We start from the raw sequence: 19,194 nt of genomic DNA on the forward strand, positions 1-19,194 counted from the left end.
CAGGTGAAAGGAGGAAGCTATGGGTGTAGGTGTAGCACTACAAGGTTCAATTGAATCAGGATTTATTTTTGCTATTATGGCACTTGGCGTATATTTAACATTTCGAATTTTGGATTTTCCCGATTTAACGGTAGATGGTAGCTTTGCTACTGGTGGTGCTGTTGGGGCAACGATGATTGCGGCGGGATTTGCTCCATTCATGTCTACTGTATCTGCGCTCTTAGTCGGTCTAGTAGTTGGGGCTATGACGGGCATTTTGCATACAAAAGGAAAAATTAATGCCCTGCTATCAGGGATTTTATCTATGATTGCTCTTTATTCCATTAATCTTCGTATTATGGGAAAAGCAAATGTTCCATTGTTAGGTGAAGAGACGCTGTTTACGCAAATCAAGGGGGTTCTTTCTGCACTGGGCGACTACGGTATACTGGTGGCGGTTGCAGTGATTGCGCTTGTCATCAAGTTTGTCAATGACTGGTTTCTTCACACGGAAGTGGGACTTGCGATTCGTGCGACAGGTAATAATCAACGTATGATTCGCAGCTTCTCCGCCAATACGGATACAACCATTATTATCGGATTAAGTATTTCTAACGGTATGGTCGCCTTATCCGGCGCGTTGTACGCTCAATATCAAGGCTTTGCAGACGTATCTATGGGAATTGGTATGATTATTATCGGTCTTGCTTCCGTTATTATTGGAGAAGCGATTTTCGGTAATCGTACGATTGTGCGTGCAACATTTGCTGTTATCGGGGGAGCGATTATTTATCGTATGGTTGTTGCACTTGCTATGCATGTTGGCCTTGCTCCGTCCGATATGAAATTAATGACTGCATTAATTGTAATTATTGCGTTGATAATGCCGCGCATTTCTGCAGGTTATAAAGAACGAAAGCGTCGGGCTACACGTATAAAAAATCGTGAACAGCAGTCAAGGATATTAGAGAGAGGCGAGGTGAAGAAACATGCTTAAGCTAGAGGATATCTATGTGGTCTTTAACGAAGGAACCGTAGATGAGAAGATAGCTCTTAATCATGTAAATCTTCATCTGAATCCAGGTGACTTCGTTACGATTATCGGCAGCAATGGCGCTGGAAAGTCAACGTTGATGAACGTTATTTCAGGTGTGCTTAAGCCAGACCATGGCATAGTGGAAATCGACGGGGTAAAGGTTAATAACCTTCCTGAATATAAACGTGCGCCAATGATTGGCCGCGTATTCCAGGACCCGATGGCTGGGACAGCGCCCGCCATGACAATTGAGGAAAATCTTGCCTTAGCGTATGCGCGCGACAAACGGCGTACACTAAGCAGAGGGGTTAACACAAAGCGGCGCGATGAATTTCGGACATATTTGGAGACGTTGCACCTTGGATTGGAGAACCGTTTAAGCGCGCAGGTGGGGCTTTTGTCCGGAGGTGAACGGCAGGCGTTAAGTTTGCTAATGGCTACATTCACTAAACCGAAGGTGCTTCTGCTCGACGAGCATACAGCAGCGCTCGATCCCGCACGTGCCCAACGGATTACCGAGTTGACTGAAGAAATTGTCGGGCGTCAACAGCTTACGACATTAATGGTTACACATAATATGCAGCAGGCGCTTGATTTGGGTAATCGACTAATTATGATGGATAAAGGTTCCATTATTCTTGATGTTCCAACGGAAGAGAAGAAAAATCTGACGATAGAACGACTGTTAGCTGAATTTCAACGCTTACGCGGCGAGAAGTTCGCCAGTGATCGTGCGGTGCTTGCATAGAATAAGCGTAAAAAATCCCCGAGCAGCTTCGGGGATTTTTTATACATAATAGATAAAAAGGTATATATCGCTATAAAGGAAGAAAGCATTATATATTTTCTTCTGAACGTATCACGTGACACAAAGTAGACGTTTAGCTTTTTTTGTGGAAAAGGATGAGCGATGGCTCCCATGCGTTTTTCTTATCGTATATTTTTTCCCAGTTGTAATGCCAGACGACGGTCTTCTCGTTTTTTCCGATACAATTGCAGAGCGTAAAAAACAAGCACATAGCAGATTACAGCTACGACTATACCGTTGGTGGCACTTCCGACGAAAAAGGCGACACCTTTTTCTTTTACGAATTCCCATAGAGCGATAAAGCCCATGTGACCCATGTGTCCGTGGGCTGCTCCGAATTTGTTGCCCACCAGCATATTTCCAACACTCATATTCGGAACGAAAAAGAGGGGGAGTGCGAATTTGCCCATAATGAATCCAATGAGCGAAGCAGCAAAACTACCACGGATTAATAAGTTTAAAGGATACAGAAGCAAAAACGCCGAACCAAGTGTAGGGAGCGTAATAAATTCAATGAAAATCCCAAGAGCAAAGCTACGGGCCACAATGGAGGGAGCTCCTTTGGACCTCAGCAGCTTAATGTATTGATATTTCAACTTTCGGTAAAGCTTTCTCCACATGTAGGTTCCTCATTTCTTGTACAGGTTACCTGCACAATCGGTGTCACTATTTATTATAACGGAAAAGTGTAAACGGTGTTAGTATGTCTTTGATTTTTATAGTATCATTACTTGTGTAAGTGTCTGAAAATATAATACTGAAAGAGGAGGCGCTATAGATGTCTGATATCTTTACCCCGTTTACGCAAAAAAATGTATCCTTGCGCAATCGAATTGTCATGTCGCCAATGTGCATGTATACTGCAGAGGATGATGGCAAAGCCACTGACTGGCATTATGTGCACTATGGTACACGCGCAGCGGGCGGAGTTGGGCTTGTAATGCAGGAAGCAACCGCAGTGGAAGCCCGTGGCCGGATTAGCCATCACGACTTAGGAATATGGAGCGACGAACATATTGAACCGTTGCGCCGGATTGTCTCATTCGTTAAGGCACAGGGAGCGGCGGCAGCTATCCAGCTGGCACATGCCGGACGCAAGGCAATGCTTAACGATACAATCGTTGCACCGAGTGCCATCCCTTTTGATGAGAAGTCCCAGATTCCGCATGAGCTGACAGAAGCCGAGATTGATGATGTCATAGAAGCGTGGCGACAGGGTGCACGTCGAGCACGAGAGGCCGGATTTGATATTGTGGAAATTCATGGAGCGCATGGCTATTTGATTAATGAATTTTTGTCTCCTCTATCCAACAAACGAACAGATAAATATGGAGGCGATTTAAAAGGGCGTTGCTTATTCCTTACACAGGTTATCGAAGCTGTTAAACAAGAATGGCCTGAAGAAAATCCACTTTATCTTCGTCTTTCTGTGGTGGATCATGCCGAAGGAGGGCTTACGATTGAAGATAGTGTAGAAATCGCAAAAATCGCAAAAGAAGCGGGTGTTGATCTGATTGACTGCTCATCCGGTGCGATTCTTCCTGTTGCCCCTAAGAGAATTTTTCCCGGATACCAAGTATCATATGCGGAGACTATTCGCCGTGAAGCAGGCATAGCTACAGGTAGCGTTGGTCTTATTGAAGAACATACGCTAGCGAATGAAATTATTGGAAATGAACGAGCAGACCTTATCTTTTTAGGAAGAGTGCTTTTACGCAATCCGTATTGGGTGCTGCAGGCTTCCAAAGAGCGGCATCGTGAATATGCAGGGCCTCGTCAGTACGAACGTGGATTTAAGTGACATCCTCTCGCCATTTTACATAGCGAGCTTTTCTGTGGAAGTCAATTCGTATTTAGCCGTAAAAGGGAAGCATTCCGGTTTTTTTCACCGGAATGCTTTTTTGCTGTTTAATAAGTGGGTACGATATATATAATTTGATGAATGGACATTTTTAACCACCTTGCCGATGTCAAAATTAAGTGTAATTTATGTAGATAATTACAGACTATAGATACAAGGAGAGATGCCATGATTCAATTGGCTATTGAGAGTGAGGAAGATATTATTGTGGCAGCATCATTTGGGAAGTCGCTGGCGCGGGAAATGGGGTTTTCTATAGTAGATCAGACAAAGATTACCGTGAGTATATCTGAGTTAACGCGCAATGTGATTAATTATGGAATAAGGGGATACATCCAGTTTAGAAAGAGTGGACGGTGTTTGGAAGTAACGGTTCAGGATGAGGGGCCGGGTATCCTAAATATTAAAGAAGCGATGAGGGATGGGATGAGCACGGGCAATGGATTGGGACTAGGTTTATCTGGTACGCAACGATTGATGGACGAATTCCATATCGAAAGTGAAGTTGGAACAGGAACCTGTATTATCATTAGAAAATGGCTTCCGGATCAGGATGAAGATAAGGGATTGTAAGCAGGGACATCGTGTTTTTCCTGTTTTTTGGGGATGGAACCTTTCTGTTCTACTATCCGTATGGAAAGGTAAAGCAGTAGAGAAGCTGAGATAGGAGTCGATGATTCGAATGAAAGTAAACGAACATATTATCAATGCAGCGGTATTGCCCCGGCTCAACAAGCTGCTCCCTAAAGAGATGTATTTGAATACAATTCGTTTGTATGAAGGGTATGCGATAGTAAAAGTACAGGTGAAGATCCGGGGGGAATGGTTGCCTGTACTATATACATTGCAGCTTGACACGTTTCGGTTTGATGTTTCCGGAAGATATATTACGCTAATTTACACAGAGGAAGTACAGAAAGAGAAAATATCGCTTGCCCAAAGATTGCTACATGAAACTGAAATTTTTTTGACAAAAAATTTTACCGGAAAAACGTTGTTAATGGAAGTATTGGCCGGTCATCAGGATATTCATGTATCCGACACACGGATTACTGTACAGTTGGCACCACTGGCTAATGCGTATCCGGCTTTACAGAGCATTACAGTCAATGCGCTTACGATGGAAAGAGAGGCACTTCGCCTGGAGGTGAGCGGTCCGCCGGAGCTTCAGATTGAATCATTGGAGTTCGATTGGATGGAGCCGATAGGGGAAGCGGAAGTGCCGCCATTTGAAAAGGAAATGCATTCCTATATGGATGGGGAATTAGTCGTACTGGAGCGTGAGCACAAACGCTATTATGACCAGTTGCGGGAAAAAATAGAGAAATATATGCGGGAGAAGATGGGTGATAAGCGCACGGAAAAGGTAGCTCCGTATTTGCTGCTTGCGCCGGATTTGTTCGTATTGCTTGCACGTTTAGCCAAAGATAAGCGTGTCCCCTTACGTTCGAAATCGCTTGCACTGGCTGCAGTGTTGTATTTCATGACACCGCTTGATATTATTCCTGAGCTGTTTATGGGGCCTGTAGGATACGTGGACGATATTATCTTTGCCACCCTGGCATTGAATAAAATGCTCGTTGATGTAGACGAGAAGATTATTAATGAGCATTGGAATGGCGACAAAAGTATTATAGCCGTTATTCGTGATGTGTTAAGCAAAGCGGATTCGCTTGTCGGAAAAAGCCGCTTTGAAATGATAAAAAAAATGTTTAAAAACCGTAAATAAGGAAGAAAAGTGAGTATTTTTCAGATGGTACGATCGAAAGGAAGTAGATGTCGCTTCCTTCTTTATACAGCGACATCTACTTTCTTATTTAGCGACTACTGCCGCCTGCTCTAAGTCTTTAATCATTGCAATTTCATCGCAACTTGGAAATTTCGAACAATTAACACAATCTTTCCATACTTTATGTGGGAGAGTTTCTTTTTGCACCACATAAAAAGCACACTTCTCAAAGAACTCCTGCTGATATGTCAAGGACATGACACGACGCAGCCCAATTTGCTCTGCTTCATCCACAAGGTGATTAACCAATTTTTTGCCAAGTCCCTTTCCCTTCGCTTTTTCTGAAATAGCGAGCGACCGTACTTCGGCTAAATCTTCCCATAGGATATGAAGTCCTCCTACACCAATAACAGTCCCTGGTTCGCTGACTTCTCCCTCATTGTCGATCACAACCGAAAAACAGTGCAGCGTTTCACAGAGCGATAGCTTTGATCGCGGGAGCATCAGACCTTGTTGAGCATATTCATTAATTAAGGCCATCATTCCGTCGAGGTCCTGTATTTTTGCCTTGCGAATAAACATAAAGCTACCCCTCCATAAAAATTGTTTCTATGCAACAAATTATTGAATAATTATTAGATTAATAATAATAAATATACAGTGTTATCCTTGTTTTGTCTAGATATAATATGAGTTTAAATGCATTTTTATAAAATAGAAGATATATTGTTTTATTTGTATAGCTGTGTTTTAAACAGAAAAGAAAAAGCGAAGCCAGAATGTGCGTGTTCTGGCTCCGCTTTTTTTATTGCTGGTATTTTCTTTCTGCTCTAGAAAGGACAAAAAAATTAATAGCAATTGGAACGGCAAACGTACCGAAGAGAACTGCTATTGCACTTACTGCAGATAATGGCTCCAATTTTTCTCCCTCTTCCCTTGATTACTATAATAAATACAATTCTTACCTATCATAACAATAAAAAAGTTGAATGTTATTCTCCATAGTGCGGTAATTATGAAAAAATTGTGAATGTATAAGTGGCTGATTCGAAGCAAAGATACTAGGAAAAATGAACAAAACGCTAAAAATCCCCTCCATCAACGGACAGAACATGGTATGATAATACACGATAAGACATATGTAAAGGGGTCTGGGAATGAGTGAGTTAGTATATACGCCGAGCAGTATGTTGAAAAAAGTGTTTCGCACGGGCGAACGCTCGCTTTCCAGGCAGGAATTAGAAAACCGCCTGCAGAATACATACGGTACAAGCTTACAGCGTATGAACCAATCACCGGCGCAGGTGATTGATGAAGCGCTGGCGGAGGAGATTTCCTCGTTTCATGTAGGAGCTTCCCATGCGGTGATCGAGATGGAAGCCCCGTTTCGTGATCTAATTGCGGAAGAGCTGGTTCGTTATTTTTTGGAAAGTAAAGGGCCGCTTACGGCTGAGCAATGTCTGAAAAAATTGCGCCGACAGAATATCATTTCTTATAGTTATGCAGAAAACAAACTACCGTTGTATAAAGATTCGCGTTTTGTCCAATTTACAGGTTCAGATTTATGGTATCTGGCCCGTTGGGAAGTTGCTAATGATCGTGTATACCGTTTTCTTGCAAATAAGCAGATTAAACAATTGCCTCTTACGCAGTTGCTGCTGATGATGGAGCATGAACTGAATCTGTCGCGCCGTGACTATGTATTCGTACCGGAAGGAGACAGCAGGTTACGTGTTATCGAGGGACTGGTACTAGTCGACGATGAAGATGAAGCCAAGAATAGCGGGGATAAAGAAGAAAAAGTGCCGTTGCAAACAGAAGAAGTTCAGGCAACAGCATTGGATCAGGAAAGTACCGCAATAACAGAAAACATTCAAAGGGAAGAGGAGGTTGCCGTAACGATGGCAAACGATATGAAGACAGTAAGTGTATTCGAAGATGTGCTCGTAAATGCGCAAGATTCTACAGAGAAGTTGGAGCAACGTATTAAAGAAATGGAAGAAGAAGTGCTGGAACACTTTAAGGGAAACAACATGTCTGCCATTTCGACTCTGGTAGCGGAAAAAGAAAAATGTGAAGCGATTGTTGTTGCGCTTGAAAAAGTTGTTGAAGCTGTGAATAAATAATGTATGAAGGATGGCCGTAGAGAATGGAAGCGATTGAAAAGCTTGACGCATTGCATCGTCGCTTTGAACGTCTGCGGCAGGTTGTCGATCACAAGCGACTGCAGGTGCAATGGATTGAAGAAGAAGTCAGAATGTGTTTTCAGCAGAATAATGTGCAGGGGATTGCCAAGCTGGCTCGAGAGAGGGAGCATCTGCTTGGTTGGATTACGGCAATGGAATCATTTATCGTCAAATGGGAACAATATTGGCGAGAATATGATGCAGTATCTGGGTGGTTTTCCGCTGGATTGCACGTGCAGGAATAAATACTGGCAAGGCTGCCTGGTGCGCCTTGCCAGTACTTATTTTGCCTAAAATAAAATTTTTTTGCGTTTTTCCAAAAAATACTCTTGTATTGATCAGGTTTTATGTGATAATATAAATCTTGTCGCTGCATTAATACAATGTCCCAGTAGCTCAGCTGGATAGAGCAACGGCCTTCTAAGCCGTCGGTCGGGAGTTCGAATCTCTCCTGGGACGCCATACGAAGAATAAGTGGTATGTTAACGTTCTGCTATCGGTGAATCAAACGATGACGGAACGGTGGCATACCGTTTTTTTTTTTGTCCGTCGGTACTTGCCGAATGCGTCCGTGAGACAAGGCGACGAACTTGGAGAAAATGTCATCACAAGAAACAATCGAAGTACTACTGCAAAAGTGAAAAAGCATCCTCCAGCATGGCTGTTAATTAGAGAGTGCTTTTTCATTAAGATTTTTTACTCAAATTTTCCTGAGCTATCTTTACAAGTTCCTTCACCATATTTCCGCCTAATTTGCCACCAATCTGACCTGCTTGTTGGGAAGTAAGCTGTCCATTGTACCCCTGTTTTAGAGGAACACCTACTTCTTTTGCGGCTTCGAATTTAGCATGTATCGGATTTTGAGTGTTAACCACTTTAGCCTTTAAATTATCCAATTCTTTTCTTGCTTCTGGAACAAGTATTTTATTTCTTTTTGCCATATTTATCCCTCCTTTGTAATAGGGTTTTCCGAAAAAGGAAAAGATTCTATATTTAAAGAAACACTTTTAGGCTTTAAAATATGCTTTACATTATCTTGTGTCTTATGATAAGATAATATCCGTTGGAAACAAACTGATGTTCAGTCTGAGGAGCTTTATTAATCTTTCGGACAGCTTAGACGCATATTCGATGGTTGACAATGCGTTGACATATCGGGAGCATAGCGTTGCAGTTTCTAAGCCGCCGGTCGGAAGTTTGAATCTTTCCTGGGACGACAGCGAGCCATTAGCTCAGTTGGTAGAGCACCTGACTTTTAATCAGGGTGTCACTGGTTCGAGTCCAGTATGGCTCACCATTTTCTTCATCCTGCCATGCGGACGTGGCGGAATCGGCAGACGCGCTAGATTCAGGTTCTAGTGGTAGCAATATCGTGGGGGTTCAAGTCCCTTCGTCCGCACCATTGTTCGTTACAAGGGTATGATGAAAGCATTAATATGTGTATAATCTTATAACATAAGAAGTGTGGGCAGTCGCTGTTCATCTTGAATGAATAGAGGAAAGTCCAGGCTCGCCCAGACTGCAACGTCTGGAGTGTTTGTGCCTATCGCAAGGTAGGGCAGTCGGATCACCGACTGACGGCGGTGAAATCGGCTACGTTCTTCAGAATATGCCGAAAATAGCCTGAAAGTGCCACAGTGACGAAGCTCTGTCGGAAACGGCAGAGGTGGAACGAGGTAAACCCCGCAAGCGAGCAACCCAAATTTTGGTAGGGGCACTATCCGAAGGGAAATGAACTGGAGGATAGACGGGAAGGTATTCCCGTAGATAGATGACTGTCACTTCCATGTACCAGGCTGGCTGCCGTGATGAGTACGGGAAGTACAAAACCTGGCTTATATCACTTCTTATGGCCGCTATATTATTGTTATATAAAAACCGTTCCGTAGTATGGAACGGTTTTTTCTACATGTACACTACATTAGTGAGAGAAGGGAAGAGCGGCTATGCAATTTACGATTACATCGGAAGCGGTACAGGCTTATAAGAAATACGCGAACTTTCAAGATGGAGAATGCTATCGTTTGTATATACGGACAGGTGGTCCTGGCACAGGCGGATTATTCTATGCGATAGAAAAGTATTTGCCGGAAGAAATCGAACCACATGATACTACGTTTCAGGTAGAAGGGATACGATTTTTCATTAAGGAAGGAGATGCATGGTACTTTGACGGGGGAACAATTACACATAACAAATATTTAGGAGAATACGGTTTTGAATTTTACAATCCTTCGCTGGAGTAAAGGAGATGCCCTATGAATCGAACGTTGCAATTTGATGAATGGACAGAAGCTGTTTGTGCATTATCTGAAGAAATAAAACGAAATCCGCAGGCAAGCGAAGCCCGTGCAGCAGAGTTGTATGCCCAGCTTGTGCACTGGAGAGCTCAAATTGCCGAAGAGCAACTGCGACCATTAGAAGCGCTTTTATATACCGCTTTGGGCATTCTACAATGGGATCATCATCTACAGGGAGGACGTGCGGATGAGTGGTTCATACGTGCAGTTGAGCTTGATTCCTCGCAGCGCACGGCCTGGAGGTACATAAAGGACATTGTACTTGCTAAGCTCGCCTCTTTATTTGAAAATATTTCGTTTCCCCCTCTTCGGCAAGTCGATCCGTCTGAATATCGAAAGCAGAAAACAATTGAGCTCCAGCAAGAGATGCAGCGCTTGACAAACGAAGTATGGAAAGAAGCAAAGGAGTGGATTGAGCGGGGGAGAGAAGCGCAGTCACACCTTGAATCGCATGATGCGATTTGGCAGCAAGCCGTCTCGCTCCTTGATGGGTTGCCGGGATTGGCGCATGAAGTAGACGGACGTTCTCTTGCATATAGCCGTTCCATTAACGGTTTATTCGCACCTGAAGAATTTTTGCAGGAATTAAACCATTCCATTGAAACAATGAATGAATATATTGAACGATGGAATCGGATGTTTTTACCGTACCGCAGAGAAGTGCCTGCAATCCCTTCCGCATTGGAGCGGTTGGATGGTCTTATCGGTATGACTGATATTAAGCAGCGCATTCGGGACCTGTATTATTTCCTGCTGTACCTGACAAAGAGGAATGAGAAAGGGCTTGCTATGCGCGATCGTATCGGTTTGCATGCGATTTTAATGGGGAATCCGGGTACAGGAAAGACGACGATTGCTCGTTTGCTTGCCGAAATCTACTACGAGTTGGGGCTTTTAGAACATGCGTCCGTAGTCGAAGTGGATCGTTCCCATCTAGTTGGATCATATGTAGGACATACAGAACAGAAAGTAATGGAAGCTGTACAGCGTGCTGTAGGAGGTGTGCTGTTCATCGATGAAGCATACAGTTTAAAGCGGACTGGCAGTGCGGAGAACGATTTCGGACAGGTGGCGATTGATACGTTGGTGGCAGCGATGACCGGCGGTGAGTATGCAGGTAAATTCGCTGTTGTATTGGCAGGATATCCAGAGGAGATGCGTAATTTCCTCCGAGCAAACCCTGGTTTGCGTAGTCGATTTCCGGAGAGCGGGCATTTTGTGATGAAGGATTTTACGATGGACGAGCTTACAGCCATTGGACAACTAGTGGCGAGGGATAACGAATTCGTCATGACAGAAAGTGCGCTTACCGCGCTTGAGGAACGCATTGAGGCTGAAAGAGTGGATACGACCTTTGGCAATGCTCGTACGGTAAAAAATATTATCTTGGATGCGATTACATCGAAAGGTCGGAAATTAGCTCGAACGGAGGAATTACCCTCCGATGAGTATACGATTTTATATGCGGAAGATTTTGCCCTTCCCGAGCCGAAAGTAAGATCGGCTACAGAATCCCTGGAGAGGCTAGTCGGTCTTGCAAGCATAAAAGATGAGATATCGACGCTTTTTTCATTTTTGTCTATCCAGCAGAAAAGAAAAGAACAAGGATTGCTGGCGGTGCCAGTGGAATTACATGCCATATTCTCGGGAAATCCGGGTACAGGAAAATCGACTGTAGCACAAGTGTACGCATCGATTCTGAAAGAAGTCGGCATGCTAAAGCGAGGTCATCTTGTCACTGTAGGACGTGCGGATATGGTTGCCGAATATGTGGGACAAACAGCAGCCCGAACAAAACGAAAAATCGCAGAAGCGCTTGGGGGCATGTTGTTTGTCGATGAAGCCCATTCGCTTATTCCTACTGGAACGAACGATTATAGTGCAGAGGCGATCGATACGCTTGTAGAAGAAATGACGAAGCATAAGGAAAATCTGGTAGTTGTTCTGGCCGGGTATCCGGAATTGATAAAAGAGTTATTGAATACGAATCCTGGTCTTCGTTCCCGTTTTAAGAAACAGTTTCACTTTCCTGATTATTCACCTGAGCAATTGGTAGAAGTAGCCAAGAGATATGCTTCCGATATAGGGTATTATCTCTCTCTTACTGCGTTGAGCCGTTTACAGAGAATTTTTGTGGAACGAGGAGGAGGCGTGAATGGCAATGCTCGGCTGGCTCGTACGGTTATTGAAGAAGCGGCGCAGCGGCAGGCGAGACGGTTGACAGATACCGGGCAAACTTCGTTTACAACGGAAGAATTGACGCGGCTTGAAGAGGCGGATGTTTGCGGTATACCTCTGTTGCAGTCGGAGCCATTGCATAAGTAAGGGAATAGGGGGAGAAGCGTCATGATTATCCAGCGAAATGGATGGGTACATCGTTTGCTGATGGACCTGGCGGGCAAAGCGCAGAAAGTAAAAGAAGAGAAAGACATGCTACAAACGATCATTGACCATGCGTATGAAGGTGTCTTGATTGTTGATCCGAAAGGATACATTCTAATGGCGAATGAAATGTATGCCGATTTTCTGGGCAAGAAGCTGAGCGAATTGATTGGTAAACATGTAACAGAGGTCATCGAAAATACGCGCATGCATATTGTTGGACAGACGGGAAAGCCAGAGATTGCCCAAATGCAAAAAATCAACGGTCAGGAAATGATTGCGAGCCGAATTCCGGTATTTAATCAAGGAGAGGTAGCGGCGGTTGTCGGTACGGTCATGTTTCAACAGGTAGATGATTTATTTGCTCTTTCCACAAAAATGGAAAATCTGCGTAAAGAGTTGAATTATTACAAGAGTGAATTGGATAAACGCCTACAAGCCAAATATTCGTTTGATACAATTTTAGGAACAAGCGATGAGCTGGAAAAAGTCAAACGGCTGGGACAAAGGGTGGCGAAGAGCGATACGACAATATTGCTAAAAGGCGAAAGCGGCACGGGAAAAGAGCTATTCGCACATGCGATTCATCGTGAAAGCTATCGGGGCGCAGGTCCGCTTATTAAGGTAAACTGCGCTGCTATTCCTGATACATTACTTGAATCAGAGTTGTTTGGCTATAAGGAAGGCTCGTTTACAGGGGCGAAGAAATCCGGGAAAAAAGGGAAATTCGCATTGGCAAAAGGGGGCACGATTTTTCTCGATGAGATTAGCGAGATGCCTTTGCTGATGCAGGTTAAATTGCTTCGTGTTTTACAGGAGAAAGAAATTGAACCGATTGGAGCAGACAAGCCAGAGTCGGTGGATGTTCGCATTATTGCGGCCACCAATAAAGATTTGCTTTCCTTAGTAGAACAGGGAAAATTTCGCCATGACTTATATTATCGTCTAAACGTAGTCATGCTTGATATTCCTCCGCTGCGCGAAAGAAAAAGTGATACGCCACTTCTCATTGAACATTTTCTGGAGAAGCTCACGAAGGAAACGGGAATTTCTGTAGAAGGCATTGAGCAGGAAGCAATGGATGCACTACTGTCATACTCATGGCCGGGGAATATTCGAGAATTGCGCAACGTATTGGAGCGGGCTCTATATGTCAAGCACGATTCTTTTATTGCAATACAGGATTTGCCTGCTGAATTTCTTGAAGCTACGCCAGTTTCAGAGCAGAGCGGAGAAGGTGCTGGTACGTTGAAGCAGGCGGTAGAGCAGGCGGAAGCGTTGGCGATTCGCAGGGCAATTATGGAAGCTAAAGGTGACAAGAGGATAGCGGCAAAGCGCTTAGGAATTAGTAAGTCGAGCTTATATGCTAAGCTGGTGCGCTATCAGATTGCGAAATAAGAATTAATGCATGTGGCGGATGAAGCGGCTTTTTCATTCGTCCATTTTTTTGGAATAAAAGTCCTGAATTTCGGAAAAAAACGAGGGGGTAATGTGGAAAAAAGGGGGCCTAGCCTGTTGTTTAGGGAAGTAAAAATAGTAAAAATGCAGAAGCAATAGGATATGTAAATGAATTGTCAAAAAATCGGCAAGAGTTGGCACGAGATTTGCTTTGAGAATTGGTAACACACAATAAAAGTGCAGAGGGAAGCGAGTGATGAAAAAAATAAAAAATATATTTATATCAATATGAAAGCGTTTTATTTTTTGAGGAACATATGGGGGAGGAAGCTAGATGGAAATTATTATTATTTTACTGGCGCTATTTTTTCTTATGTTTGTCGCATACCGCGGCTTTAGCGTCATTCTGTTTGCACCTATCGCTGCGCTGTTTGCGGTATTGCTGACGGATCCGGGACATGTGCTTCCGTTTTTCTCAGGCGTTTTTATGGATAAGATGGTTGGTTTTATTAAAAATTATTTCCCTGTATTTTTATTGGGTGCCATTTTTGGAAAAGTGATCGAAATGTCTGGTTTCGCAAAATCGATTACAGGCGCGGTAATAAAGATTATCGGACCGAGTCGCGCAATGCTTGCAATCGTATTGGTAGGCGCTATTCTAACATACGGAGGGGTTTCCCTGTTTGTTGTAGCGTTTGCCGTGTATCCGTTTGCTGCGGAGCTGTTTAAGGCTGCTGATATTCCAAAACGGCTTATTCCAGGCACGATCGCCCTTGGCGCATTCACATTTACGATGGATGCATTCCCGGGAACGCCACAAATTCAGAATATTATTCCGACAACATTTTTTAAAACGGATACATGGGCTGCGCCGTGGCTTGGTTTCATCGGTGGACTTTTTGTCCTTGTTATTGGTATGATTTATTTAGAATGGAGAAGAAGAAAAGCGAAGGCAGCAGGCGAAGGATATGGCACCGGGCACAGGAACGAGCCGGAACAACTTGCCGATGAGAAACTGCCCCATCCTCTTATCGCCATTCTGCCGCTTATTATTGTAGGCGTATTCAATAAGATTTTTACGAATTTAATTCCACAATTCTACGGCAAGACGTTCGATTTTACAGCCATTAACATTCAGAAAGTAACTCCGGTTGATATTTCGAAGGAAACGGCGATTTGGGCCGTTGAAGGAGCACTTGTGCTAGGGATTGTAGCCGTCCTTATTTTCTCGTTTAACCGAATTAAAGAGAACTTTAATGCTGGCATTAACGTATCAATTGGTGGTGCGATGCTAGCGACTTTGAATACGGCATCCGAATACGGATTCGGCGGAATTATCGCATTGCTGCCTGGCTTTAAGGCTGTAAACAATGCGATGGCAAATACGTTTACGGACCCGCTGGTCAATGAGGCGGTCACCACAACGACACTTGCCGGGATTACGGGTTCTGCATCCGGTGGTATGAGCATCGCGCTTGCGGCAATGGGTGAGACTTATCTTGAGCAGGCGCAGAAGCTCGGTATTAATCCGGAAGTGCTACACCGTGTTGCATCTATGGCGTCCGGAGGAATGGATACGCTTCCACATAACGGTGCAGTCATTACATTGCTTGCGGTGACAGGTTTGACACACAAGCAATCATACCTTGATATTTTTGCGATGACACTTATCAAAACAATAGCTGTATTCTTTATTATTGCTCTTTACTATATGTTTGGTATCGTTTAAATTTTCGCTTGCTTGCAAGCGATTGCAATATCACATGCTGCTGCATACTTATAAATCCAGTGAGGAGTGAGTCGAGTGAGTATGTTTACGTCAATTGATGAAGCTTTAAACGGGATTCAGGACGGAGCTACCATTATGGTGGGCGGTTTTGGATTGGTCGGCATTCCCGAAAAACTAATCCTTGGGTTGCGTGACCGGGGAGTAAAGAACTTGACGATTATTTCGAATAATTGCGGGGTGGACGACTGGGGTCTTGGACTACTTCTGCAAAATAAGCAAATCAAGAAAATGATTTCTTCTTACGTTGGTGAAAATAAAGAGTTCGAGCGCCAGTTCCTATCAGGTGAGCTGGAGGTGGAGTTGGTACCGCAGGGCACACTGGCAGAGCGTATCCGTGCAGGCGGTGCGGGGATACCTGCCTTCTATACGCCGGCTGGTGTCGGAACTCCACTTGCGGAAGGGCGAGAGGTTCGTACATTTGATGGCAAGGAATATTTGCTGGAGAAGGGCTTGACCGCTGATTTCTCACTGATTAAGGCCTGGAAAGGCGACAAAATGGGGAACCTGGTATATAACAAGACCTCACGCAACTTCAATCCGATGATGGCGGCAGCAGGTAAAGTTACGATTGCTGAAGTCGAAGAACTCGTAGAGATAGGCGAACTGGAACCGGATCAAATCCATACACCTAGCGTATATGTACAACGTATCATTCAATGCGAGAAATATGAGAAACGAATTGAACGTAGAACGGTACGGCAAGCATAACGAGGAGGGATTATAATGACATTATCAAGAGAGCAAATCGCCAGACGGGCGGCACAGGAAATTGAAGACGGCTTTTATGTAAATCTGGGAATCGGAATTCCGACACTTGTAGCTAATTATATTCCGGAAGATAAGCATGTTGTGCTGCAATCAGAGAACGGTCTGCTTGGCATTGGTCCTTATCCGACGGAAGATGAAGTAGATCCCGAATTGATTAACGCTGGTAAGGAAACCATAACGATGATTCCGGGTTCAAGTATTTTCAACAGCGCTGAATCCTTCGCAATGATTCGCGGTGGACACATTGATCTGGCTATTCTCGGGGGCATGGAAGTATCGAAAAACGGCGATTTAGCTAATTGGATGATCCCTGGCAAAATGGTAAAGGGCATGGGCGGCGCAATGGATTTAGTGCATGGTGCGAAACGGATTATTGTTATTATGGAACATGTTAATAAACATGGTCAGCCAAAAATCTTAAACGAATGCACACTCCCCCTGACGGGTAAAGGCGTTGTTAATCGTATTATTACAGATCGTGCGGTTATCGATGTAACCCCGAATGGGCTGGAATTGTTAGAGGTAGCACCGGGCTTTACTGTGCAGGATATTCAGGATTGCACGGAGCCGGAGTTACTCGTTTCTCCGAAGCTGGCTAATCAGGCGTAAAGGAGATCAAGGGGAGATATAGTGACGTATGACAAATTTAATGCAAGATAAAATTGTGTTTATTACGGGGGCCGCAAGCGGAATCGGATTGGAGGTCGCCAAAGAGTTTGCCAAAGAGGGTGCAAAAGTAGCCATTAGCGATTTGCATTCAGAGGCTGCGAAAGCTGCAGCAGAAGAGCTTGCTGCACAAGGATATACCGCTATCGGCTTAGGATGCAATGTAGCCGAGGAAGCACAAGTTAAAGCGGCTTTGAATGAAACGATAGCGCAGTTCGGTCGTTTGGATGTATTGATAAACAATGCAGGGTTGCAATACGTATCACCGATAGAGGAATTTCCGACAGAGAAGTTCGAGTTGCTTGTGAAGGTGATGCTCGTAGCACCATTTATGGCAATCAAGCATATATTTCCGACGATGAAGAGGCAGGGATTCGGTCGTATCATCAATATGGCGTCGATTAATGGTCTTGTTGGTTTTGCCGGTAAGGCCGCATACAATAGCGCGAAGCACGGTGTCATTGGATTAACTAAAGTAGCGGCTTTAGAAGGGGCGGCACATGGGATTACGGTCAATGCAATTTGTCCGGGATATGTAGATACGCCGCTCGTACGTAATCAGTTGTCTGATTTGGCGAAAACACGCAATGTGCCTTTAGAGAAAGTATTGGAGGAAGTCATTTACCCGCTTGTTCCACAGCGCAAATTGCTGTCTGTTAAGGAAGTTGCGGATTACGCATTGTTTATTGCCAGTGATAAAGCCGCTGGAGTGACAGGTCAGGCTGTAGTTATTGATGGTGGGTATACTGCACAATAATATAAAAAGCGAAGCTGTACATGATAAAAAGAACTGCTCCATAGCCTGGAGCGGTTCTTTTTATCTTTGTAGGGAACGTGGATTTGCAGGCAAAAAGATCGATGCCCTTATTGTTCAGGTGCTGATTCTTTACCGAAGAACAGTACGCCTAGCACAGCCAACATTGTCATGAAAAAAAATATGGTGAATATATACGGAAAACCAACGCTCATACCAATAAGCAGTCCGACAAGATATGGCGCAATAATGCCAGCAATTCGCCCAAAGCCTGCTGCCCAACCAGTACCGGTTGCACGGAAGGAGGTCGGGTACTGCTCCGCCGTATAAGCATAGGTCGCTCCCCAGGCGCCAAGGTTAAAAAAGGAAAGGCATATTCCAGAGACTAACAGCGCCCAGATATTAGGGGAGAGACCGAAAGCCAGGGAAGCAATAGCAGATAGTGCCATAAACGTAATAAGCGTAGGCTTCTTACCCCATTTGCCTACGAAATAGGCGGCAGTGAAATAGCCGGGTATTTGCACTAATGTCATTAGCAAGACATATTCAAAACTTTTAATGAGTGTAAATCCTTTCATAACCATAATGGACGGCATCCATAGCAGCATACCGTAATAGGAGAAAACGGAAGCAAACCAGAGTAGCCACAGAACAAAAGTGGTTTGTCGATAAGTAGGAGACCAGAGAAGTCGAATTTTTTCGTTGATTTTTTGTCGATCCGCCTGTTTAGTGAATGCAGGTGTTTCCGGTAAGGCGCGACGTAAATATAGAGCATACAGAGCAGGCAAAGCACCGATGAACAACGCAATCCGCCAACCATATTCTGGTATGATAAAGTAAGAAATAACGGCTGCAACAAGCGCACCAGCCGCCCAAAAACTTTGAAGCCAGACAACCCATTTGGCCCGATCCCGTTGCGGAGAGGATTCCAGTACATACGTTGTAACGACAGGCAGCTCCCCACCCAGGCCAAAGCCGACAACAAATCGCAGTGCCATAAATATCAACAATGTAGTGGCAAGAGCATTTAACCCGGTCGCGATACTATAGATTAAAAGGGTAACAATAAACAGTTGCTTGCGTCCGTAACGATCAGCCCAGACGCCAGCCAGTGCTGCACCTAATGCCATTCCAATGAAATTAATTGTACCAATAAGACCCATTTGTGTCGGTGTTAATCCCCATTCCGCTTGCAGTGCAGCGATAACAAAAGAGAGAATACCAACATCCATTGAATCGAACAGCAAGCCGATCCCGGATATACTCAGCAACTTTAGCGCCTGGTGCTCTTTTTTTTGTGTACTCATATTTTCACCCTTTCTTGTTGTTTTAGTGATACTTGGGTATCAGATGTTACATTGTATTCACCTGTGCACGAATTGCTTATCAGAAGTAAGGACCGGGAAACGTTTATTTTACGGAGAGAAAAGTATATTAAAGTAGGGATGTAAACGCAGCGGTGTTTCATATCCGTCTCTTGCATCATCTGAATTTGTATGTAGGACAGGGGATTTTATATTTTTGCGAGTATGCTACAC

18 protein-coding genes, 3 tRNA genes and 1 other RNA gene are annotated in these 19,194 nt (G+C 44.1%); 18 read left to right on the forward strand and 4 right to left on the reverse strand.

What is annotated here, in order from left to right:
* The first annotated feature begins 19 nt into the window (after positions 1-19).
* Together HMPREF0083_RS06620 and HMPREF0083_RS06625 are read left to right on the forward strand one after the other, a co-directional pair.
* Complete coding sequence (locus HMPREF0083_RS06620; RefSeq protein ID WP_021620396.1) at positions 20-976, forward strand: ABC transporter permease; 957 nt, start codon at positions 20-22, stop codon at positions 974-976.
* Positions 969-1,763 carry an ABC transporter ATP-binding protein gene (locus HMPREF0083_RS06625; protein WP_021620397.1) on the forward strand — a complete coding sequence of 265 codons (795 nt, stop codon included), beginning with the start codon at positions 969-971 and terminating at the stop codon, positions 1,761-1,763. Before HMPREF0083_RS06620 ends, HMPREF0083_RS06625 begins: the two co-directional genes overlap by 8 nt.
* Before the next feature lie 182 nt (positions 1,764-1,945).
* Here the strand turns inward: HMPREF0083_RS06625 and HMPREF0083_RS06630 are convergent, their stop codons facing one another.
* Positions 1,946-2,443, reverse strand: a complete 498-nt coding sequence (locus tag HMPREF0083_RS06630; RefSeq protein WP_021620398.1) for a DUF2062 domain-containing protein — start codon at positions 2,441-2,443, stop codon at positions 1,946-1,948.
* 158 nt (positions 2,444-2,601) lie between these two features.
* On the opposite strand from HMPREF0083_RS06630, the gene namA reads away from it, so the two are divergent.
* The 3 genes from namA to HMPREF0083_RS29330 all read left to right on the forward strand — a co-directional run bounded on the left by namA (position 2,602) and on the right by HMPREF0083_RS29330 (position 5,413).
* On the forward strand, positions 2,602-3,624 hold the full coding sequence (namA, locus tag HMPREF0083_RS06635) for an NADPH dehydrogenase NamA (RefSeq protein ID WP_040301768.1): 1,023 nt from the start codon (positions 2,602-2,604) through the stop codon (positions 3,622-3,624).
* A 228-nt stretch (positions 3,625-3,852) separates the two neighbouring features.
* Complete coding sequence (locus tag HMPREF0083_RS06640; RefSeq protein WP_021620400.1) at positions 3,853-4,257, forward strand: ATP-binding protein; 405 nt, start codon at positions 3,853-3,855, stop codon at positions 4,255-4,257.
* Positions 4,258-4,357: 100 nt separating this feature from the next.
* On the forward strand, positions 4,358-5,413 hold the full coding sequence (locus tag HMPREF0083_RS29330) for a YkvA family protein (protein WP_021620401.1): 1,056 nt from the start codon (positions 4,358-4,360) through the stop codon (positions 5,411-5,413).
* Positions 5,414-5,497: 84 nt separating this feature from the next.
* On the opposite strand, the gene HMPREF0083_RS06650 is transcribed toward HMPREF0083_RS29330, so the two are convergent.
* Positions 5,498-5,995 (reverse strand): N-acetyltransferase, encoded by a 498-nt coding sequence (locus HMPREF0083_RS06650; protein WP_021620402.1) that lies wholly within the window; start codon positions 5,993-5,995, stop codon positions 5,498-5,500.
* Positions 5,996-6,570: 575 nt separating this feature from the next.
* Between HMPREF0083_RS06650 and HMPREF0083_RS06655 the strand changes: the two genes are divergently transcribed.
* The 3 genes from HMPREF0083_RS06655 to HMPREF0083_RS06665 all read left to right on the forward strand — a co-directional run bounded on the left by HMPREF0083_RS06655 (position 6,571) and on the right by HMPREF0083_RS06665 (position 8,061).
* A complete protein-coding gene (locus HMPREF0083_RS06655; protein ID WP_021620405.1) occupies positions 6,571-7,539 on the forward strand; it encodes a hypothetical protein in 969 nt (322 codons plus the stop codon).
* A 23-nt stretch (positions 7,540-7,562) separates the two neighbouring features.
* Positions 7,563-7,844 carry a hypothetical protein gene (locus HMPREF0083_RS06660; protein ID WP_021620406.1) on the forward strand — a complete coding sequence of 94 codons (282 nt, stop codon included), beginning with the start codon at positions 7,563-7,565 and terminating at the stop codon, positions 7,842-7,844.
* Between the two features lie 140 nt (positions 7,845-7,984).
* Positions 7,985-8,061, forward strand: a tRNA-Arg gene (locus tag HMPREF0083_RS06665).
* Positions 8,062-8,285: 224 nt separating this feature from the next.
* Here HMPREF0083_RS06665 and HMPREF0083_RS06670 read toward each other — a convergent pair.
* On the reverse strand, positions 8,286-8,540 hold the full coding sequence (locus HMPREF0083_RS06670) for an alpha/beta-type small acid-soluble spore protein (RefSeq protein WP_021620407.1): 255 nt from the start codon (positions 8,538-8,540) through the stop codon (positions 8,286-8,288).
* Between the two features lie 280 nt (positions 8,541-8,820).
* Between HMPREF0083_RS06670 and HMPREF0083_RS06675 the strand changes: the two genes are divergently transcribed.
* The 10 genes from HMPREF0083_RS06675 to HMPREF0083_RS06715 all read left to right on the forward strand — a co-directional run bounded on the left by HMPREF0083_RS06675 (position 8,821) and on the right by HMPREF0083_RS06715 (position 17,659).
* A tRNA-Lys gene (locus HMPREF0083_RS06675) sits at positions 8,821-8,896 on the forward strand.
* 18 nt (positions 8,897-8,914) lie between these two features.
* A tRNA-Leu gene (locus HMPREF0083_RS06680) sits at positions 8,915-9,001 on the forward strand.
* Between the two features lie 58 nt (positions 9,002-9,059).
* Positions 9,060-9,442, forward strand: an RNA gene (gene rnpB, locus HMPREF0083_RS27040) — RNase P RNA component class B.
* Between the two features lie 103 nt (positions 9,443-9,545).
* Positions 9,546-9,845: an iron-sulfur cluster biosynthesis family protein gene (locus HMPREF0083_RS06685; RefSeq protein ID WP_021620408.1), complete on the forward strand. Its 300-nt coding sequence runs from the start codon at positions 9,546-9,548 to the stop codon at positions 9,843-9,845.
* Positions 9,846-9,857: 12 nt separating this feature from the next.
* On the forward strand, positions 9,858-12,224 hold the full coding sequence (locus HMPREF0083_RS06690) for an AAA family ATPase (protein ID WP_021620409.1): 2,367 nt from the start codon (positions 9,858-9,860) through the stop codon (positions 12,222-12,224).
* Positions 12,225-12,245: 21 nt separating this feature from the next.
* The gene (locus HMPREF0083_RS06695; RefSeq protein ID WP_021620410.1) at positions 12,246-13,679 is read left to right on the forward strand and encodes a sigma-54 interaction domain-containing protein; all 1,434 of its coding nucleotides are present in this window, start codon (positions 12,246-12,248) and stop codon (positions 13,677-13,679) included.
* A 334-nt stretch (positions 13,680-14,013) separates the two neighbouring features.
* Complete coding sequence (locus HMPREF0083_RS06700) at positions 14,014-15,408, forward strand: GntP family permease (protein WP_021620412.1); 1,395 nt, start codon at positions 14,014-14,016, stop codon at positions 15,406-15,408.
* 81 nt (positions 15,409-15,489) lie between these two features.
* Complete coding sequence (locus tag HMPREF0083_RS06705) at positions 15,490-16,176, forward strand: CoA transferase subunit A (protein ID WP_021620413.1); 687 nt, start codon at positions 15,490-15,492, stop codon at positions 16,174-16,176.
* 15 nt (positions 16,177-16,191) lie between these two features.
* Positions 16,192-16,845, forward strand: a complete 654-nt coding sequence (locus HMPREF0083_RS06710; RefSeq protein WP_021620414.1) for a CoA transferase subunit B — start codon at positions 16,192-16,194, stop codon at positions 16,843-16,845.
* Between the two features lie 40 nt (positions 16,846-16,885).
* The gene (locus tag HMPREF0083_RS06715) at positions 16,886-17,659 is read left to right on the forward strand and encodes a 3-hydroxybutyrate dehydrogenase (protein ID WP_021620415.1); all 774 of its coding nucleotides are present in this window, start codon (positions 16,886-16,888) and stop codon (positions 17,657-17,659) included.
* 107 nt (positions 17,660-17,766) lie between these two features.
* On the opposite strand, the gene HMPREF0083_RS06720 is transcribed toward HMPREF0083_RS06715, so the two are convergent.
* Complete coding sequence (locus HMPREF0083_RS06720; protein ID WP_021620416.1) at positions 17,767-18,963, reverse strand: MFS transporter; 1,197 nt, start codon at positions 18,961-18,963, stop codon at positions 17,767-17,769.
* Positions 18,964-19,194: the final 231 nt, after the last annotated feature.

The sequence above is a fragment of the Aneurinibacillus aneurinilyticus ATCC 12856 genome (genome assembly GCF_000466385.1).
Classification (GTDB): Bacteria; Bacillota; Bacilli; order Aneurinibacillales; family Aneurinibacillaceae; genus Aneurinibacillus; species Aneurinibacillus aneurinilyticus.

Bases quoted from the DNA above. Each gene is read 5' to 3' on its own strand.
- HMPREF0083_RS06685 (WP_021620408.1), top strand. From the start codon at position 9,546: ATGCAATTTACGATTACATCGGAAGCGGTACAGGCTTATAAGAAATAC.
- HMPREF0083_RS06630 (WP_021620398.1), bottom strand. From the start codon at position 2,443: ATGTGGAGAAAGCTTTACCGAAAGTTGAAATATCAATACATTAAGCTG.
- namA (WP_040301768.1), top strand. From the start codon at position 2,602: ATGTCTGATATCTTTACCCCGTTTACGCAAAAAAATGTATCCTTGCGC.
- HMPREF0083_RS06655 (WP_021620405.1), top strand. From the start codon at position 6,571: ATGAGTGAGTTAGTATATACGCCGAGCAGTATGTTGAAAAAAGTGTTT.
- HMPREF0083_RS06640 (WP_021620400.1), top strand. From the start codon at position 3,853: ATGATTCAATTGGCTATTGAGAGTGAGGAAGATATTATTGTGGCAGCA.
- HMPREF0083_RS06650 (WP_021620402.1), bottom strand. From the start codon at position 5,995: ATGTTTATTCGCAAGGCAAAAATACAGGACCTCGACGGAATGATGGCC.
- HMPREF0083_RS06660 (WP_021620406.1), top strand. From the start codon at position 7,563: ATGGAAGCGATTGAAAAGCTTGACGCATTGCATCGTCGCTTTGAACGT.
- HMPREF0083_RS06720 (WP_021620416.1), bottom strand. From the start codon at position 18,963: ATGAGTACACAAAAAAAAGAGCACCAGGCGCTAAAGTTGCTGAGTATA.
- HMPREF0083_RS06670 (WP_021620407.1), bottom strand. From the start codon at position 8,540: ATGGCAAAAAGAAATAAAATACTTGTTCCAGAAGCAAGAAAAGAATTG.
- HMPREF0083_RS06710 (WP_021620414.1), top strand. From the start codon at position 16,192: ATGACATTATCAAGAGAGCAAATCGCCAGACGGGCGGCACAGGAAATT.
- HMPREF0083_RS06715 (WP_021620415.1), top strand. From the start codon at position 16,886: ATGCAAGATAAAATTGTGTTTATTACGGGGGCCGCAAGCGGAATCGGA.
- HMPREF0083_RS06705 (WP_021620413.1), top strand. From the start codon at position 15,490: ATGTTTACGTCAATTGATGAAGCTTTAAACGGGATTCAGGACGGAGCT.
- HMPREF0083_RS06620 (WP_021620396.1), top strand. From the start codon at position 20: ATGGGTGTAGGTGTAGCACTACAAGGTTCAATTGAATCAGGATTTATT.
- HMPREF0083_RS06695 (WP_021620410.1), top strand. From the start codon at position 12,246: ATGATTATCCAGCGAAATGGATGGGTACATCGTTTGCTGATGGACCTG.
- HMPREF0083_RS06625 (WP_021620397.1), top strand. From the start codon at position 969: ATGCTTAAGCTAGAGGATATCTATGTGGTCTTTAACGAAGGAACCGTA.
- HMPREF0083_RS06700 (WP_021620412.1), top strand. From the start codon at position 14,014: ATGGAAATTATTATTATTTTACTGGCGCTATTTTTTCTTATGTTTGTC.
- HMPREF0083_RS29330 (WP_021620401.1), top strand. From the start codon at position 4,358: ATGATTCGAATGAAAGTAAACGAACATATTATCAATGCAGCGGTATTG.
- HMPREF0083_RS06690 (WP_021620409.1), top strand. From the start codon at position 9,858: ATGAATCGAACGTTGCAATTTGATGAATGGACAGAAGCTGTTTGTGCA.